Annotated in this window: 17 protein-coding genes; 9 read left to right on the forward strand and 8 right to left on the reverse strand. The window is 66.0% G+C overall.

Annotation, left to right across the window (positions count from 1 at the left end; translation table 11 throughout):
* The first annotated feature begins 5 nt into the window (after positions 1–5).
* Positions 6–452, forward strand: coding sequence for an acyl-CoA thioesterase (locus ACEN8I_RS04350; RefSeq protein ID WP_074579169.1), 447 nt, complete (start codon positions 6–8; stop codon positions 450–452).
* Positions 453–480: 28 nt separating this feature from the next.
* The gene (locus tag ACEN8I_RS04355; protein ID WP_413326672.1) at positions 481–1,401 is read left to right on the forward strand and encodes an EamA family transporter; all 921 of its coding nucleotides are present in this window, start codon (positions 481–483) and stop codon (positions 1,399–1,401) included.
* On the opposite strand, the gene ACEN8I_RS04360 is transcribed toward ACEN8I_RS04355, so the two are convergent.
* Positions 1,376–2,314 carry a LysR substrate-binding domain-containing protein gene (locus ACEN8I_RS04360; RefSeq protein WP_413326674.1) on the reverse strand — a complete coding sequence of 313 codons (939 nt, stop codon included), beginning with the start codon at positions 2,312–2,314 and terminating at the stop codon, positions 1,376–1,378. The genes ACEN8I_RS04355 and ACEN8I_RS04360 overlap by 26 nt on opposite strands.
* A 103-nt stretch (positions 2,315–2,417) precedes the next feature.
* On the opposite strand from ACEN8I_RS04360, the gene ACEN8I_RS04365 reads away from it, so the two are divergent.
* The 4 genes from ACEN8I_RS04365 to ACEN8I_RS04380 all read left to right on the forward strand — a co-directional run bounded on the left by ACEN8I_RS04365 (position 2,418) and on the right by ACEN8I_RS04380 (position 6,081).
* Positions 2,418–3,062: an NAD(P)-dependent oxidoreductase gene (locus tag ACEN8I_RS04365; RefSeq protein ID WP_413326676.1), complete on the forward strand. Its 645-nt coding sequence runs from the start codon at positions 2,418–2,420 to the stop codon at positions 3,060–3,062.
* A gap of 127 nt (positions 3,063–3,189) precedes the next feature.
* Positions 3,190–4,437, forward strand: coding sequence for a benzoate/H(+) symporter BenE family transporter (locus tag ACEN8I_RS04370; RefSeq protein WP_413326678.1), 1,248 nt, complete (start codon positions 3,190–3,192; stop codon positions 4,435–4,437).
* Positions 4,434–5,390 (forward strand): glutathione synthase, encoded by a 957-nt coding sequence (gshB, locus tag ACEN8I_RS04375; RefSeq protein ID WP_413326680.1) that lies wholly within the window; start codon positions 4,434–4,436, stop codon positions 5,388–5,390. The genes ACEN8I_RS04370 and gshB overlap by 4 nt, the downstream gene beginning before the upstream one ends.
* A 52-nt stretch (positions 5,391–5,442) precedes the next feature.
* Positions 5,443–6,081 carry a histidine phosphatase family protein gene (locus ACEN8I_RS04380; protein WP_413326682.1) on the forward strand — a complete coding sequence of 213 codons (639 nt, stop codon included), beginning with the start codon at positions 5,443–5,445 and terminating at the stop codon, positions 6,079–6,081.
* A gap of 6 nt (positions 6,082–6,087) precedes the next feature.
* On the opposite strand, the gene ACEN8I_RS04385 is transcribed toward ACEN8I_RS04380, so the two are convergent.
* The 3 genes from ACEN8I_RS04385 to ACEN8I_RS04395 are packed head-to-tail and all read right to left on the reverse strand — an operon-like array spanning position 6,088 to position 8,572.
* Positions 6,088–6,882, reverse strand: coding sequence for a class II glutamine amidotransferase (locus tag ACEN8I_RS04385; protein ID WP_413326684.1), 795 nt, complete (start codon positions 6,880–6,882; stop codon positions 6,088–6,090).
* Between the two features lie 2 nt (positions 6,883–6,884).
* Positions 6,885–8,366 (reverse strand): MFS transporter, encoded by a 1,482-nt coding sequence (locus ACEN8I_RS04390; protein WP_413326686.1) that lies wholly within the window; start codon positions 8,364–8,366, stop codon positions 6,885–6,887.
* 14 nt (positions 8,367–8,380) lie between these two features.
* Positions 8,381–8,572 (reverse strand): 4-oxalocrotonate tautomerase, encoded by a 192-nt coding sequence (locus ACEN8I_RS04395; RefSeq protein ID WP_007872778.1) that lies wholly within the window; start codon positions 8,570–8,572, stop codon positions 8,381–8,383.
* Positions 8,573–8,788: 216 nt separating this feature from the next.
* Between ACEN8I_RS04395 and ACEN8I_RS04400 the strand changes: the two genes are divergently transcribed.
* Positions 8,789–10,162 carry a putative zinc-binding metallopeptidase gene (locus tag ACEN8I_RS04400; protein WP_413326688.1) on the forward strand — a complete coding sequence of 458 codons (1,374 nt, stop codon included), beginning with the start codon at positions 8,789–8,791 and terminating at the stop codon, positions 10,160–10,162.
* A 41-nt stretch (positions 10,163–10,203) separates the two neighbouring features.
* Positions 10,204–10,539 carry a hypothetical protein gene (locus ACEN8I_RS04405; RefSeq protein WP_413327061.1) on the forward strand — a complete coding sequence of 112 codons (336 nt, stop codon included), beginning with the start codon at positions 10,204–10,206 and terminating at the stop codon, positions 10,537–10,539.
* 17 nt (positions 10,540–10,556) lie between these two features.
* On the opposite strand, the gene ACEN8I_RS04410 is transcribed toward ACEN8I_RS04405, so the two are convergent.
* From ACEN8I_RS04410 to ACEN8I_RS04420, 3 genes are all read right to left on the reverse strand, one after another.
* Complete coding sequence (locus ACEN8I_RS04410; RefSeq protein ID WP_413326690.1) at positions 10,557–10,835, reverse strand: hypothetical protein; 279 nt, start codon at positions 10,833–10,835, stop codon at positions 10,557–10,559.
* A 34-nt stretch (positions 10,836–10,869) separates the two neighbouring features.
* Positions 10,870–11,307, reverse strand: a complete 438-nt coding sequence (locus ACEN8I_RS04415) for an OsmC family protein (RefSeq protein ID WP_413326692.1) — start codon at positions 11,305–11,307, stop codon at positions 10,870–10,872.
* A gap of 115 nt (positions 11,308–11,422) precedes the next feature.
* On the reverse strand, positions 11,423–14,044 hold the full coding sequence (locus ACEN8I_RS04420) for a DUF1631 family protein (RefSeq protein WP_413326694.1): 2,622 nt from the start codon (positions 14,042–14,044) through the stop codon (positions 11,423–11,425).
* A gap of 356 nt (positions 14,045–14,400) precedes the next feature.
* Here ACEN8I_RS04420 and ACEN8I_RS04425 point away from each other — a divergent pair, with 356 nt between their 5' ends.
* A complete protein-coding gene (locus ACEN8I_RS04425) occupies positions 14,401–14,859 on the forward strand; it encodes a hypothetical protein (protein WP_413326696.1) in 459 nt (152 codons plus the stop codon).
* Positions 14,860–14,873: 14 nt separating this feature from the next.
* Here the strand turns inward: ACEN8I_RS04425 and ACEN8I_RS04430 are convergent, their stop codons facing one another.
* A complete protein-coding gene (locus ACEN8I_RS04430) occupies positions 14,874–17,126 on the reverse strand; it encodes a malate synthase G (RefSeq protein WP_413326698.1) in 2,253 nt (750 codons plus the stop codon).
* Between the last annotated feature and the right edge of the window lie 32 nt (positions 17,127–17,158).

The raw sequence follows: 17,158 nt of genomic DNA on the forward strand, positions 1-17,158 counted from the left end.
TCTTCATGTCTTCCATCACCCTTCGTTTCCTGGCCGAACCCAGCACCGTCAACTTCGGCGGCAAAGTCCATGGCGGCACCGTCATGAAATGGATTGACGAGGCCGGCTACGCCTGCGCCACCAGCTGGGCCAAGCGCTACTGCGTCACCGTCTCGGTGGGCAGCATACGTTTTCAGCGCCCCATCATGATCGGCGACCTGGTCGAGGTCGAAGCCCGGCTGGCCTACACCGGCAAGACCAGCCTGAACATCTCGGTGGAAGTGCGCGCCGGCGACATGAAAATCGGCCAGATGGCGGTGATCACCGAATGCCTGGTGGTGTTTGTCGCGGTGGACCTGGACGGCAAGGCCTTGCCCGCCCAGGAATGGCGGCCCGAGACCCCCGGCGACGTCGCGCTGGCCCAGCGCGTCAAGGCGCACCTGGACGCCGCGCGCAGCATGCAGCTGTCCTGAGCCGCGCCCGTCTCGTTCCGTTCCGCTGATGCAAAGTAACTCCCTGACGGGCCGCGACCTGGCGGCCGCCCTCACCGTGGTCGTGCTGTGGGGCATCAATTTTGTGGTGATGAAATTCGCGCTGCGCGACTTCACCCCGTTTCAACTTGGAACAGCCCGCTATGTGTTCGCCGCCCTGCCCTTGGTGCTGCTGATACGCCCGCCCAAGATCGCGTGGAAGTGGATTGTGTTTTATGGCCTCTTCCAGGGTGTGGGGCAGTTCGGCATTTTGTTTTTCGCGCTCAAGGTCGGCATGACGGCGGCGCTGGCATCGGTGTTGCAGCAGACCCAGGTGTTCTGGACGGCGCTGTTTGGTTTTGTGCTGCTGCATGAGCGCGCCAGCCGCCCGCTGCAGGCCGGCCTAGTGCTCGCGGCCCTGGGCCTGGCCTGCTTCGCGCTCAACTACGTGGGCACGGACGGCAGCAGCGCCACCACGCCGCTGGGCTTTGTGCTCACGCTGTGCGCGGCCGCCATGTGGGCCATGTCCAACATCGTGGCGCGCCGCGTGCAGCAGACCTACAAGGACTATTCGCCGCTGGCTTTTGTGGTGTGGAGCAGTCTGGTCGCGGTGCTGCCATTCGCAGCCCTCTCCTGGGCGTTCGACCCCGAGCCCCTGCGCTGGCACTGGTTGGAGGCGCGCGCCTCGAGCTGGGCCGCCGTGGCTTACCTGGGCTGGGCCGCCACCATCCTGGGCTACGGCCTGTGGACCAACCTGCTCAAGCGCCACCCCGCGAACCGCGTCGCGCCTTTCAGCCTGGGCGTGCCCGTCGTTGGCCTGGCCACCGGCATGCTGGTGCTGGGCGAGGTCGTCACGGCCTGGCAATGGGCCGGTGTGGCTTTCGTGGTGGCGGCGCTGGCCTGTGTGATGCTGGGCGGGCGGGTGTTCAGGCCGCGCCCGCAGCAGGCTTGAGGTTGGCGGCCTGCGCCTCGCCAAACCAGGCTGCCAGCAGCTCCAGCGTGTAGCGCACCTTGGCCGGTTGCTCGCCGCGGCGCGGCGTGACGGCATACACCGGCACATCCGTCATGCGCCAGCCCGGAAGTATCGGCAGCAAACGGCCCTCGGCCAGCGCCGTGCGATCGTCCTCGCTCACCGCCATGCCTATGCCCCAGCCCGCGAGGTATAGCGCATGCAGCGCCGATACCTGCGATGCCTGCACGCGCGGCTCCAGCCGCAGGGTTTGCCGCTCCCCCTCCGGCCCCGTGAGTTCCAGCATGTCGACGCCGACGGTTTGCGGCTTGCTCGCCAGCCAGTCGTGCTGCAGCAGGTCTCTTGGATGCGCGGGCCAGCCGCGTTCAGCCAGGTAGGCCGGGGAAGCGCAAAGCTGGCGCTTCATGACGCCGAGCTTGCGTGCCACCAGGGATGAGTCCGCCAACGAGCCGACGCGCAAAGCGATGTCTATGCGCTCTTCAACCAGGTCGATCAGCGTGTCGTCCAGCAGCAGGCACAGTGTGAGTTTGGGATGCCCGCGCAGCGGCGCCAGCGCTGCTGCCAGCAGGCTGCCAAAGCCGACAGGCGCTGTCAGGCGCAGTTCGCCCTCGGGTTCGTCGCGCAGGCGCACCAGGGCTTGCTCGGCCTCGCGCGCGGCACCCACCATGGCCGCGCAACCGGTGTGGTAGCGCTCACCGGCCTCGGTCAGCGTGAGGCGCCGGGTCGAGCGGTGCAGCAAGGCCAGGCCCAGCGCCTGCTCAAGCTGGCGCAAATGCTGGCTCACGGCCGAAGGCGTCATGCCCAGGCGGCGCCCCGCCGCCGTCAGCGAGCCCGCCGCCACCACCTCGGCAAAGACGGCCATGCGCTTGAGCTGGTCCAGGGATTTATCGCTCATTGATTAGTTGTACTTCACAGTGTTGTTAAATTTTGCCGTCTATTCAGCTGCTTGTGAAGCAATCAAACTAAGAGCTTCTTTCAACCACAGGGCAATTTCCATCATGAACATCGCACTCATTGGCGCCACCGGTTTTGTAGGCGCCCCCATTCTTTCCGAACTGCTGAGCCGCGGCCACAAGGTCACGGTGCTGGCCCGCAACCCCGGCAAAGTCGCGCCGCAAACAGGCCTCAAGGTCGTTGCCGCGGACGCGCTGGACGCCGGCCAGGTCGCCAGGGCCGTAGCCGGCCATGACGCCGTCATCAGCGCCTACAACCCCGGTTGGGGCGAGCCGAAGATTTACGACCTGCACCTGCAGGCCAGCCAGGCCATCGTGACCGGCGTCAAGCAGGCGGGCGTGAAGCGCCTGCTGGTGGTGGGCGGCGCGGGCAGCCTGTATGTGGCGCCCGGCCTGCAACTGGTGGACACGCCGCAGTTCCCCGCCGAATACAAGCAGGGCGCGCTGGCGGCGCGCGAAGCGCTCAACCAGCTCAAACTCGAAACCTCGCTGGACTGGAGCTTTGTATCGCCTCCCATTGGGTTGGCGCCCGGCGAACGCACCGGTAAATACCGACTGGGTGGTGATGAGCTGCTGTCCGGCCAGGGCGACAAGCCGGCAGGCATTTCGGTGGCCGACCTGGCCGTGGCGATTGTGGATGAGGTCGAGACGCCTCGACATATACGGCGCCGGTTTACCGCGGCCAATTGACGCTGATTGGCCTTGCCGGGACAAGACCCGGCTGGCAGGCCCAAGCAGGGAGGAGGGAAGAGGAGAGGAAGAGCGCGCGCGTCCAGCCGGAGCAAGACCGGCGCCGACCCCTGCCAAAATCCCTCAAATGCAGTTCTTCAAAGACCTCAACCTCTCCGCCTTCACCGCGGGCTTTGTAGCCGTGCTGGTCGGCTTCACCAGCTCGGTCGCCATCGTGTTCCAGGCTGCGCAGGCCTTCCACGCCACGCCGGCTGAAATCGCCTCGTGGATGTGGGCATTGGGTATAGGCATGGGGCTGTGCTCGGTGATTCCCTCGCTGTGGCTTAAAAAGCCGGTGATGGTGGCCTGGTCCACGCCGGGCGCGGCGCTGCTGGCCGCGGCCGGGCTGGCCGGCGGGTTCTCGATGGGGGAGGCCGTGGCGGCTTTTATGGTCAGCGCCGCGCTGATCACGCTGTTCGGCATCACCGGCTGGTTTGAAAAAGTCATGAACCGGATTCCCGTAGCGATCGCCTCGGCGCTACTGGCCGGCGTGCTGGCGCGTTTCGGCATCCAGGCTTTCTCGGCGGCGCAGACGGCCCTGCCGCTGGTGCTGCTGATGCTGGCCATCTATCTGCTGGGCAAACGCCTGTTGCCGCGTTACGCCGTGGTGCTGACGCTGGTCGGTGCGATTGTTTTTGTGGCTGCGCGCGGGCAGCTGGCCTGGTCGGAAATGGCGTTTGCTTTCGCCATGCCGGTGTTCGTGATGCCGAAGTTCAGCGTCGCGGCCATCGTGAGCATGGCGATCCCGCTGTTTGTGGTGACCATGGCCTCGCAAAACCTGCCGGGTGTGGCGGCCATTTACGCGGCGGGCTACGGGCCGGACAGCGCGGACGGGGGCATCCCGATCTCCAAAGTCATCACGCTGAGCGGTATTGCCACGCTGGTGCTGGCGCCCTTCGGCGCCTTCGCGCTCAACCTGGGCGCCATCACGGCGGCCATCTGCATGGGAAGGGAAGCGCATGAGGACCCGGCCAGGCGCTACACGGCGGCGGTTTCCTGCGGCGCTATGTACATCGTGATCGGCATTTTCGGCGCGGCGATCACCGGTCTGCTTACGGCTTTCCCCAAGGAGCTGGTGGTGGCCATCGCGGGGCTGGCGCTGTTGGGGTCCATAGGCAGCGGGCTGGCGGCGGCGGTGAAAGACGAGTCGCACCGTGAGGCGGCGCTTATCACGTTTCTCGTCACCTTGTCGGGCGTGGTAATAGCCGGCGTGGGTTCGGCCTTTTGGGGGGTGGTCGCGGGCGCGCTGGCGCTGTTTGTACAACAATACGGCCAGCAAGGCCGTGAATCCCTGTCCGCCCCGGCGCCGGACACCCGAACCATTTCCAAACCATGAACCTTCTTTTTGTCGCCGATCCGCTCGAGTCCTTCAAGATCTACAAGGACACCACCTTCGCGATGATGCGCGAGGCGCAAAAGCGCGGCCACCGCATCAGCGCCTGCCTGCCGGCCGACATGAACTGGCAGACCGGCGCCAGGGTCACGGCCCAGGTGCGCCACATCCGGCTGACGGGCGACGCCGACACCTGGTTCACGGCCGACGCAAGCCGCCCCGATGCGCGCGAAGCCGTCGCCGGTTTTGACGCGGTGGTCATGCGCAAGGACCCGCCTTTCGACAGCGAATATTTCTACAGCACGCACCTGCTGGAGCAGGCCGAGCGCGAGGGCGCCAAAGTCTTCAACAAGCCACGCGCGCTGCGCGACCACCCGGAAAAACTCGCCATCCTCGAATTCGCGCAGTTCAGTGGCCCGACGCTGGTCACGCGCAGCGCGGCCGACATCAAACGTTTTCATGCCGAGCACAAGGACATCATCCTCAAGCCGCTGGACGGCATGGGTGGCATGGGCATCTTCCGCGTGAAGGAAGACGGCCTGAATCTGGGCAGCATCACCGAGACGCTGAACCGTGACGGCGCGCAAAGCGTGATGGTGCAGAAATTCCTGCCCGAGATCGCCAAGGGCGACAAGCGCGTGCTGGTCATTGGCGGCAAGCCCGTGCCTTTCAGCCTGGCGCGCATCCCGCAAGGCAGCGAGGTGCGCGGCAACCTGGCGGCCGGCGGCCTGGGTGTGGCGCAGCCGCTGTCCAAACGCGACTTTGAAATCGCCGAGGCGCTGGGCCCGGTGCTGGCCGCGCGCGGCCTGCTGCTGGCCGGCGTCGACGTGATCGGCGACTACGTGACCGAGATCAACGTCACCAGCCCGACCTGCTTCCAGGAAATCCACGACCAGGCCGGCTTTGACGTGGCGGCCATGTTCATCGACGCGCTGGAGGCTGCGCTGAAGGCTTGACGCCGCCGGCACGCCGGTTAAGCTGGCAGGCACCGTCCACGAGGCCTGAGCCATGAAACCCGCCCGCCAATTCCCTTCATTGCGCTACGCGCTGAGGCCGCTTGCCCTGCTCGCCTGTGCCGTACTGCCGCTGCTGGCGCAAGCGCAGGCGGTCGAGCAGAAGATCATCTTCATCCGCCACGCGGAAAAGCCCGACCAGGGCCTGGGCCAGCTCAACTGCCAGGGGCTGAACCGCGCGCTGGCCCTGCCGGCCGTGCTGCTGGCGAAATTCGGCAAGCCGGATTTTGTGTTTGCGTCCGACCCGCACGAGAAAAAAACCGATGGCGGCCAGCTTTACAACTATGTGCGGCCGCTGCTGACCATCGCGCCCACGGCCGTGCAGGCCGGCTTGCCGATCAACACCTCTTTCGGCTTCGAGGACATCAAGGGGTTGCAGCGGGAGCTCGCGGCGCCGCGCTACCAGAACGCCGTGGTGCTGGTGGCCTGGGAGCATAGAAAGCTCGAGGATATGGTCAAGGCCATGCTGGCGGGCATGGGCGGCCAACCCGATGCCGTGCCGCACTGGAAGGGAGATGACTTCGACAGCATTTATGTGCTGACCGTGCAGCGCGACGGGGGCAAGGCCGTGGCGAGCTTTCGCCATGAACAGCAGCAGCTTGATGGGCAAGCCGCGGCCTGCCCCAAACCTTAGGAAAAGCTAGGCAACAGTCAGCGCGCCGCCCTCAAACACCTTGAGCTCACCCGGCGCGAAGGCCGTCCACTGCTCATTGGTGGTCAGCGGCGCCGTGACGACCACGGCCACCTTGTCGGTGGGCCGGGTGTGCTCGGCGAAGTTCACGCTCACGTCTTCGTCGCTCAGCGTGGCATGGGCAAAGGGGTGCTTGCGCTCGACGTAATACAGGTTCGTGGAGGCATGGGCCCACAGCGCCTGGCCGTTGCTGAGCAAAAAGTTGAAGGTGCCGTGGCCGGCGATCTGCGCCGCGAGTTCGCGCAGCGTGATGCTGAGTTCCCGCACACTGGGCACGCCGGCGTGCGATTTGGCCATCTCCTGCATGATCCAGCAAAAGGCGCGCTCGCTGTCGGTGCTGCCCACGGGCCGGAAGCTGCCGTGCAGGCGCGGCGCAAAATCCTTCAGGTCGCCGTTGTGCGCGAACACCCAGTAGCGGCCCCAGAGCTCGCGCACAAAGGGGTGGCAATTCTCCAGCGCCACGCGGCCTTGCGTGGCCTTGCGGATGTGCGAGATCACGTTGCGGCTTTTGATAGGGTAGCGGCTGATCAGTTCGGCCACCGGCGAGCTGCTGGCCGGCTGGTGGTCGACAAAGTGGCGCAGGCCCTTGTCGCTGGCGCCGGCCACGCTGTCGTCACCCTCAAAAAATGCGATGCCCCAGCCGTCGGCATGGTGGTCGGTGTGGCCGCCGCGCTGCGCGAAGCCGCGAAAGCTGAACGTCACGTCGGTGGGGGCGTTGCAGTTCATGCCCAGGAGTTGGCACATGGTCAGCCTGCTTTCTGTTCGTCGTTGTGAGGGCCGGGGGGCGCGGGTACGCGAAGCTGCCAGGCCGCCACCATCGCCAGCAGGCAAAGGGTGGCCAGCATCAGGAATGCTTCATTGAAGGCCGCCAGCCGCGCCGGGCTGCTGGCGCTGTTGGCCAACGAATCGCCATGGGCGGCCAGCCGCCATTCGAGCACGATGCCGCACAGGCTCACGCCAATGGCGCCGCCCAGCATGCGCAAAAAGTTGATCGCGCTCGCGCCCTGCGAGAGCAGGTGCTCGTGCAGCGGCCGCAGCGACCCGAGGTTCAGCGAAGGCAGGATAAAACCCAGGCCTATGCGGCCCAGCGTGGCCCAGGCCACCAGCATCCACAGGCCGGAGGCCAGGCTCACCGTGAGCATCAAGGCAAACGAGGCGGCCAGCAGCGCCAGGCCGGTACTGACCAGCAGCCAGGTCGGGTGCTTGTCGGCCAGGCGGCCCACGCCGGCAATCGTGGCGGCCAGCACCAGCCCGGCCGGCAGCAGGATGGTGCCCACGTGCGAGGCCGAGAGCTTCAGGCCCAGCTGCAAATAGACCGGCAGCAGGTAGGTCGAGCCGAACAGGGCCGTGCCGTAAATAAAGGCGACGATGCTGCCCATGGCGAAGGGCCGGTAGCCGAAAAGCGCCAGGTTCATCAGCGGCGCGCCGCCGTTGGCGGCCAGGCGGCGCTGCCACCAGACAAAAGCCGCGAGCGCGGCCGCCGCACCGCCGAGCAAGGCAAAAGCCTGGACGCCACCACCCGCGCCATGCAACTCGACCATGCCGTTGAGCAGGCACAGCGTGCCCACCGCACCCAGCAAGAGGCCGCGCCAGTCGATCATGGCCGTGTTGCGGTTGGCCGCCACGCCGCCGGGCGCGGTGTCGGGTACATAGCGGTAGGCCATCCACAGCGAGACGAGGCACAGCGGGACCACCATGAAAAAAATCGAGCGCCAACCGAACAGGTCGACCAGCACGCCGCCTATGCTGGGCCCCACGGCCGGCGCCAGCACCACGCCCATGCCGAAGAGGCCGCTGGCGCGGCCCTGCTCATGCGGCCCGAAGGCGCGCATGATGATGATGGCGGGAATCGGCTGCACCACGCCGGCCGCCAGGCCCTCGGCCACGCGCGCGCCCAGCACCAGGCTGAAGTGGTTGGACAGGCCGCCGACGATGCCGCCGGCCATGAGCAGCAGCATGGTGCCCGCGTAGGTGCGGCGGTAGCCGTAGCGCGCCAGCAGCCAGGGCGTGGTCAGCATGGAGACCGTCATGGCCACCATAAAGCCCGAGCTGACCCATTGCGCGCGCTCCTGCCCCAGCGTGAAGTGCTGGCTCATGTCGGGAATCGCCACATTGACGATGGTCGACGACATGATGGAGGCCATCGTGCCTATCATGACCGACAGCAGGAGCAGCCAGCGGTAGCGCGGGCCGTGGAGCGCCTGCAGGCCGGCAAGGGAAGCGGACATGCGCTCGGCCGGGCTCAGTCCCTGGGCTCGGACCAGAGCTTGCCGCCGGTGGCCCAGTTCTCGCGTTTGACGTCGGTGATCAGGATGTCCACCGATTCGGGCTGGCCGCCCAGGATTTCAACGCTGACGCGGGTAATGGCCTCGACGAGTTTTTTCTTTTGCTCGATGGTGCGGCCTTCCATCATTTCGACGTGGTAAGTGGGCATGGTTTCCTCTGGATGTGAATTGCTTGCGGCGGGATTGCCGCAGGGCGCGTGAATACCCGATGATAAAAGCAAGCGGCGCGGGCAGATTTGTCGGCATGCGCTGACAGGCCGACGGGTAGTACCGCCGCAGGCCCGCGCGCCAAAAGATGGGACACTGCTTTTTCCGGCCTGCCGGGCGCCCCGCGCGCTCCCCGCGGGCCTCATCCGGGCAAGCACTTGTTTTTCACCAACCCGTCCACATCCACCGAGCCGCCTCTGCCCCTGCTGGCGGGCCGCAATTACCGCTGCCAGTGCGGGCAGCCGGTGTTCTTTCGCAACAGCAAATGCCTGGCCTGCAACACGCCGCTGGGCTATGACTGCGAGCGCGGCCTGCTGCTGCCCCTGATGCCGGGACCGCGCAAGGGCAGCTGGCGCGAGTGGCAGGCGGGCGCCGCGCCCGCCACGCCGCCGCCTGACGACACGCAGCCACCCTCGCTGGACGAGATCCCCGGTCAGGAATCCGCGCCTGATGCCGTGCCGGCGCCGCCCGCCGAAGCTGGTAGCGACGCCGGCGATGACGACGGTGTGCCGACCTACAAGCGCTGCCTCAATCTTTCCACCCCCGCCTCCTGCAACTGGCTCGTGGCCTGGCACGACCCCGCGGACATGTGCCGGGCCTGCAGGCTGAACCGCACGATTCCCGACCTGACCAACCCGGAGCAGCCCGACAACGGTTACCTCTGGGGGCGCATAGAGCTGGCCAAGCGGCGGCTGGTGTCCTCGCTGATCCTCCTGGGGCTGCCGGTGGCCTCGCGCATGAGCGAGGACCCGGAACGCGGCCTGATGTTTGATTTCCTTCGCTCGCCGATCAACGGGCCACACATCATGACCGGGCACAGCACCGGCCTGATCACGCTCAACATCGACGAGGCCGACGACGCCAAGCGCGAAGCCGTGCGCAAGGCCATGCGCGAGCCCTACCGCACCCTGCTCGGCCACTTCCGCCATGAGGTGGGCCACTATTACTGGGACCGGCTGGTGGCCGGCACACCCTGGCTGGAGGGCTTTCACCAGCTCTTCGGCGACGAAGCGCTGGACTACGCGGCCGCCCTGCAGCGCAACTACGACGAAGGCCCGCCCCCTGACTGGCCGCAGCATTTCGTCAGCGCCTATGCCAGCACCCATCCCTGGGAAGACTGGGCCGAGTGCTGGGCGCATTACATGCACATGCGCGATGCCATAGACACCGCGCTGAGCTTCGGCCTGAGCGTGGACCGCTTCGACCTCGAATTCACGCCCTTCACGCTGGATGCGCTGTACCAGCCGGAGCACCCGGATGCGGCGCAGTTCCTGGCCTTCATCAACCACTGGACCCGGCTGACCACCATGCTCAACGAGATGTCGCGCAGCATGGGCCAGCCCGACTTTTATCCCTTTGTTCTGCCCCTGGACGCGGTGGGCAAGCTGCAATTCATTCACCTGCTGGTGAGCTCGGGCAGCTGGCACGAGCAGGAGGCAAGCCACGCGACTCAGGCGCAGGACCAGGATCAGACGCAAGAGACGCCGCAAGAGACGCCGCAAGAGACGCCGCAAGCGCAGCCGGCGGAGTAAATGCGGGCCAGGCGCAGCGCGTGCGCTACAGTGGTGCCGCCATGCCGCGCCGCCCCAAAAGCCATCACTACAGCGTCTATGTGATCGAGCTCGCGCCCGAAGTCTGGGACGTGCCGCGCTTTCGCCGCGCCAACCCGGACTACCAGCTGGGCAAACCGTTTGTCTATGTGGGCATGACCGGGCTGGACCCGGATGTGCGCTTTGACAAGCACAAGGCCGGCATACAGTCCAACCGCTTCGCGCGCGATTTCGGTGTGCGCCTGCTGCCCCGGCTTTACGAGATGTACAACCCCATGCCCTACGATGCGGCACGCGACATGGAAGTCGAGCTGGGCATAGGCCTGCGCGAGGCGGGCTACGGGGTCTGGCAGGCCTGAAGCCGGCCTGCCGGCGCTTATTCCAGCGCGCTCACGCGGACGCCGTGCTGGGCGGAGAACGCCAGCAGGATGCCGGCGATCTCGCCGTCCTGCAGCGTGGTGGTTAGCTCCACGATCTTGTTGCCGTCGCCTTTATGGCTGTCGCTCACCGTCACGGTGGCCGCGCGGTCGCCCGCAGCGAACAGCTTTTGAAGCGACGGGCCCAGCGAGGCCATCACGCCGTCGCGCTCATCCTTGCCCGCGTTCGTACCTTCCTCGTACTGCACTTCAAATGAAAAATTGGTCTTGAGGCTCATGGGATCATGGGAATGTGTTCCGGTGCAAGGTCATTTATTTGAGCAGGGTGGCCGCAAGGGTGATTTCGGGCACGCTGGCCAGGGCTTTTGACAGCGGACAGGCTTTCTTGGCCCCCTCGGCGATTTCCTGGAACTTGGCCTCGTCAATGCCGGGGATGCTGGCCTCCAGCGTCAGCGCGATGCGGTCGATCAGAAAGCCGTCGCCCTGCGGCACCAGGCGAACCTTGGCGCGGGTGTCGACCGAGGCGGTGGCAAAACCGGCCTTGTCGCAGGCAAAGGAAAATGCCATGGTGAAGCACGCCGCATGGGCCGCACCCAGCAACTCTTCCGGGTTGGTGCCGCTGCGGTCATCTTCGAACCGGCTGCCGAAGCCGTAGGGATAACTCTTGAGCGCGCCGGTGTCGGTGCTGATGCGGCCCTGGCCTTTTTTGCCAGCGCCTTCCCAGTGAACGGAAGCGTTTTTTTCAATCATGAAAACCCCTTGAAGGTGAAAGCGAATTCACCAATGTGCGCGCCGGCGGCGAGCGGGGATGTCGGACAGCGCCGCGTGCGGCGCGCCGCATGCTGCCTACAAGGGGCCCGGGGTGTTACGCGGTTTCCGGCTCCGCCTGGGTGGCCGGCGAAACGACTTCCGAGGCGACCGCGTCCAGCGCCTGCGCCACCACGCCCTGGCTGTCCACCGGCCTGAGCAGGCGCTCCCGGATCAGGCGTTCACAGCTGCGTTTGGTCATGGAGTGCGGCTGGCCGCCATGGCTCACGAACATGAACAGCGTGCCCTTGGTGCTGGCCCAGATCAGCTGGGCGCGCAACCAGCGGCGGCGCGAGTACAAATCGACCCAGTGACCGGCCCGCAAGCTCATCAACAGCCGCTCGGCATCGCCCTGGGCCAGGGCCGGCACGGCGCTGGCCGAAGCCTCCTGCTCGGCGATCAGCTCGGCATGGGAGGAGTCGACCTCTTCCCCCACAGAGTCTGCGGTCTCCATGCCCGAGGATGTTTCGTGTTCTTCCTCCAGCGGCATGAGCTCGCCGGGCGCCGTAGGCAGCGTGTCTTCAAAGCCGGCGGCATCGAGTTCGTCGCGCGCCAGCCAGGGGTGGGCGGCCGCTTTGGCCAGGCGCTGCTCGGGCGTGGCCGGAAGCTCCTCGGGCTCCAGCGGCATGGCACCCGACTCTTCGGCGTCGCGCTGGCTTTTGAGGCGGCGCAGCTTGAGCACCGGCCGATGCAGTTTCATCAGGCCTTCAAAAAAGGGTTCGCTCTCGCGCGGATCCTGCCCCAGCAACTCCAGCCCCTCGTGTAGCTTGGCCAGCAGGCTGGGGATCATCTCGATCAGCTTGGCCGGTCGCTTGAGAGTCACTTCCCGCTTGACGCTCCAGAGCAGGTCGGGCACCACCGAGCCGAAGCCCATGGGGTCTATCTGGTTACGCGTGTCGACCAGCTTGGCGTGGGCCATGGCCAGCGCCCAGGGGCCGAAGAGAAAATCGAGCACCAGGCCGGGCACCTTGTCCAGGTCGGAGCGGGTGCTGAGCTCAAAGGCGATCTGGTCGGCCTGTGTCTGGCGCTCCTCGGCGAAACGCAGGGCCTGCAGCACGTTGTTGCGGTTTTCCGCCTCGAGCTGGTCCTGTTCGTCCCAGCCGTACTCCAGCGTGGCCAGCGCCATGCCGAAGGGCTGAGCGTCTTCAATCGTCAGGCCGTTCAGCTCGTTGAAGGCTCGGGTGACCGGCTCGAAGAAGGCCAGGAACTCGGGGCTGAATTCGTCGTTGTACTTGAAGCTGCGCTGCGCCACCCGCTCCATGACGCGGCGCCCGGCGTGGCCTTCGTCGCTGAAAAAGCGCGGGTCCACCATGGCCAGGCGCAGCAGCGAAGGCTCCAGCGCCACGATGGCTTCGCGCACCGGCACCAGGAGGCGCGGGTCCTGCGCCACCTGGTTGACCAGCTTGCGCACCACCTCCAGGCCCAGCACCTGGCCGACCTGGCGGGCTTCCTTCTTGAGCTGGGTGCGCACGATGGCGCGCTCCCGGGGTTTGGCATACGAGCCCCAGACCTGCGGGCTGAGCTGGCTGCGCTCGTCAACCAGGCGCTGCGGGCGATCAACGGCCGGCATGCCCTCGTAGTCGGACATGTAGCCGGGGCGTGATTCGGCCAGCGGCGCGGAACCGGAGTCGGGCGCGGCGTGGAGAGCGGCGAGCTCTTCCTCGACGGTCTCGTAATAAGAGGGTGCCAGGCCGTGGTGGGCATTGCTGCCGCCGTTGAATAGAAAGTCCTGGAACAACTCGTCCCGGATTTCATAGTTGGACAGATCGGCGTATTGCGGCACCGGCTGGCCGCCACCCTCGCCAAAACCGCCTTCACCGCCTCCGCCACCGCTTGCGTCACCTTCGGCGCCGCCGCCGGAACCCGCGCCCGCCGGGCTGGAGCCGTTTCCGCCACGCCCGCGCCCGCGGCCCACGCTGGCCGGCGTGGGCAGCACCCGGTAACTGGCGCCCTGGACGTTGGCGAGTTCGAGCTGGTTGACCAGCCGCTCATAAAGCCGTTTGAGCTCGCGGCCCAGCGGGTCGGCCATGTACTTGAGCCACAGCGAGACCACCGCCGGCTCGGCCTTGCTCGCCACCGCCATTTCGCGCAGGGTTTGCGCAAAGACTTCGGGCCGCAGCGGGTTGAGTTCGGGCCTCACGTTGGGCAGGCCCTGCACTGTGCTGATCAGCTTGTTGAGTTCGGCCAGGATGTGGTCCACGGCCGGCAACACCTGCTGGAGCAGCCGGGAGGATTCAATTGCCTTGGAGACGTCCTGGTCGTCGACCAGCGAGAAGCTCGCATGGCTCAGGGCGGCGAAGGCGCTGGACGAGGCCGCGGCCGAAGCGGCCAGTTGCTCGTTTGAAGCTTCGGGCGTTCGCGCCGCTTGGGCCGCAGCGGCCACATTGGCCTTGAAATGGACCAGCAGGTCGGCGGGATACTGCACGCTCCAGGCGGATTTGTTTTTGAGCAGCTCGCGCCAGGCCGTGGCCAGCTCGTCGCGTTCGGCCACCTTCCCGCTTTGGGTTTCGGCCACCTGCAGGCCCGCCACGGCATCTTCGATGCACTTTTCCAAAGCGGATCGCGCCGCTGTGGCCGCCGACTGGAGGCAGGATTGAAGAACGTCAGGTTGCGAAGCCATCTGGAGCCAGGATTTCCGGAAAAAAAGGTGAGAGCGCTCAGCCAGCCAGCTTGCAACCATACGTGCCGGGGGCCAGAGAGATGTCTAGGGTAAAGGCCAACCGTGTTTCCTTTGAAATGCTTGCAAAGTGTTTCATTTGGTTTCTCCTGTACACATACGATTTGTGCCGCGCTCTTGGGGCAACTCGGCGCAAGCTGCCGCTTAAATCCCCCGAACGCACGGCTGGAGGAGGGTTTTTTGTAAGATCAGCGCTTCTTTGTAAAGGTCGGTTCGGCGCAACACTTTCAGCGCCGCAGCGGCCCTGAACCTCTGTGGAGTGTGTTTTGGCGTCATTTGGGCCTGTTTTCGCCGGTTTCCGGCTTCCCTGGCTGGCGGCCGGCGCGCTTTGGATGTGTTCAAGCGCCTGGTCTCATACCGTGCTGGAAAACACCGCCCTGCTGGGCATGAGCCCCGAACAAGTCGCCGCCGCCCTGCCTGGCGCCCAGCCGGTGCGGTCGCCGCGGCGTTTGCCCTCGGGCGCGCTGGGCTCGCTGCGTGTGCCAGACGCGCTCTGCGAGGGCGCCCATTTCGAGCAGACCCTGTTTTTCGCGCACCAGAAGCTCGCGCAGATGGACTTCGTGTTGCTTAACCCCGCCTCCGGCCCGGGCGCCGAAGAAGCACTGGCCAAAGCCCAGGCGGCCTTGCTGCAATCGCTGCGCGCGAAGCTGGGCCCGGAACTGGCCGGCTTCGGCGCCGCGCCAGGCGCTGTTGCCGACAGCGCGTCATGGGCCGGCGCGGACGCCGACGTGATGCTGTTCCGCTCGGGCAGGCCGGGCCATCCCAGCCTGCGCGTCGTGATCCGGCAGCGGCAGCTGGTGGATGCGGGTGAGCTTTAACGGGCTTCTGGGCTTCAGGCTGTCCCGGTTTTCACCTTGAGCCGCCAGGCGTGCAGCAGCGGCTCGGTGTAGCCGCTGGGCTGCTCCAGGCCCTTGAAGACCAGGTCGCAGGCCGCCTTGTAGGCTGCTGAGGTGCCGAAGTTACCGGCCATGGGCTTGTACAGCGGGTCGCTGGCGTTTTGTTTGTCGACCACGGCGGCCATGCGTTCAAAGGTTTCCTTCACCTGCGCCTTGGTCACCACCCCGTGCAGCAGCCAGTTGGCCATGTGCTGGCTTGAAATTCGCAGCGTGGCGCGGTCTTCCATCAGGCCCACGTTGTGGATGTCGGGCACCTTGGAGCAGCCCACGCCCTGGTCTATCCAGCGCACCACGTAGCCGAGGATGCCCTGGGCGTTGTTGTCCAGCTCCTGCTGTTTGGCCTCGACGCTCCAGGCCGGCGTGCGCGTCACCGGGATTTGCAGCAAGCCGTTGAGCAACGCATCACGCTCCTTGTTGGCGTCAATTTTCTCAAGCTCTTTTTGCACCTTGCTGACCTTGACCTGGTGGTAGTGCAGCGCATGCAGCGTCGCGCCCGTGGGGCTGGGCACCCAGGCGGTGTTGGCGCCGGCTTTGGGGTGCGCGATCTTCTGCTCCATCATGGCTTTCATGAGGTCGGGCATGGCCCACATGCCCTTGCCGATCTGCGCCTTGCCGCGCAGGCCGCATGACAGGCCGACCAGCACGTTGTTCTTTTCGTACGCCGCGATCCAGGCGCTGGCCTTCATGTCGCCCTTGCGGATCATGGGGCCGGCATGCATGGCGGTATGCATCTCGTCGCCGGTGCGGTCCAGGAAACCGGTGTTGATGAAAGCCACGCGGCTGGAGGCGGCGGCGATGCAGGCCTTGAGGTTGACGCTGGTGCGACGCTCTTCGTCCATGATGCCGAGCTTGACGGTGCTGTCCGGCAGGCCCAGCATTTTTTCGACGCGGCTGAAGAGTTCGTCGGCAAACGCGACCTCGGCCGGGCCGTGCATCTTGGGCTTGACGATGTAGACCGAGCCCTTGCGCGAATTCTTGATGCCGGGCTTGCCCTTGCGCTTGAGGTCGTGGATGGCGATGGTGGTCGTGACCACGGCATCCAGGATGCCTTCGGGAATTTCGCGCGTGGCGCCGTCCGCTGCCGTGTACAGCACCGCCGGGTTGGTCATCAGGTGGCCGACATTGCGCACGAACATCAGCGAGCGGCCGTGCAAGGTGACGGGCTGGCCCTTGGGCGAGGTGTATTCGCGGTCCGGGTTCAGGCCGCGGGTGAAGGTCTTGCCGTCCTTGGTCACGCTTTCGGTCAGCGTGCCCTGCAAAATGCCCAGCCAGTTGCGGTAGGCCAGCACCTTGTCTTCGGCATCGACCACGGCCACCGAGTCTTCCAGGTCCAGAATGGTCGAGAGCGCCGCTTCCACAACGAGATCGCTCACGCCGGCGGCATCGGTCTTGCCGATGGCCGTGCTGCGGTCAATGCGGATGTCCAGGTGCAGGCCGTTGTGCTGCAGCAGCACCGACGAGGGCGCCGAGGCCTTGCCCTGGTAGCCAATGAACTGGGCGGCGTCTTCCAGCGTCGTGGTTTCCTCGCCCTTCTTGCCGCTCTTGAGCGTGACGACCAGCTTGCCGCCCTTGACCGCGTAGCCGGTCGAGTCGATGTGCGAGCCTTTTTTGAGCGGCGCGGTGCGGTCCAGCACGTAACGCGCGTATTCAATCACCTTGGCGCCGCGTACCGGGTTGTAGCCCTTGCCTTTTTCGGCGCCGTCGGTTTCGGCGATCACATCGGTGCCGTAGAGCGCGTCATAAAGGCTGCCCCAGCGCGCGTTGGCGGCGTTGAGCGCGTAGCGCGCGTTCAGGATGGGCACCACAAGCTGGGGGCCGGCCTGCAGGGCCAGCTCGTCATCCACCTTGGCCGTCGTGATGCCGACTTTTTTGGGCTGCGGCACCAGGTAGCCGATCTTTTCCAGGAAATCGCGGTAGGCCGCCATGTCGGCGATGGGGCCGGGGTTGGCTTTGTGCCAGGCATCGAGTTCAGCCTGCAGGCGGTCGCGCTCGGCCAGCAGGGCGATGTTCTTCGGGGCCAGGTCGGCCACGATGCCGTCAAAGCCTTTCCAGAACGCGCTGCTGGCCACGCCGGTACCGGGCAGCACGTGGTCCTCGATGAAGCGGTAAAGCTCGGTCGCGACCTGGAGGCGGTGGCTGGCGGTGCGCGCGGTGCTGTCGGCGGCGTTGTTGGCGATGCTGGTGCTCATGGTGTCGTCCCTTTTTTCAGAAAACCAAAATA

Origin of the sequence: Polaromonas sp. CT11-55 (assembly GCF_047303325.1) — a bacterium.
Taxonomy (GTDB): domain Bacteria; phylum Pseudomonadota; class Gammaproteobacteria; order Burkholderiales; family Burkholderiaceae_C; genus Polaromonas.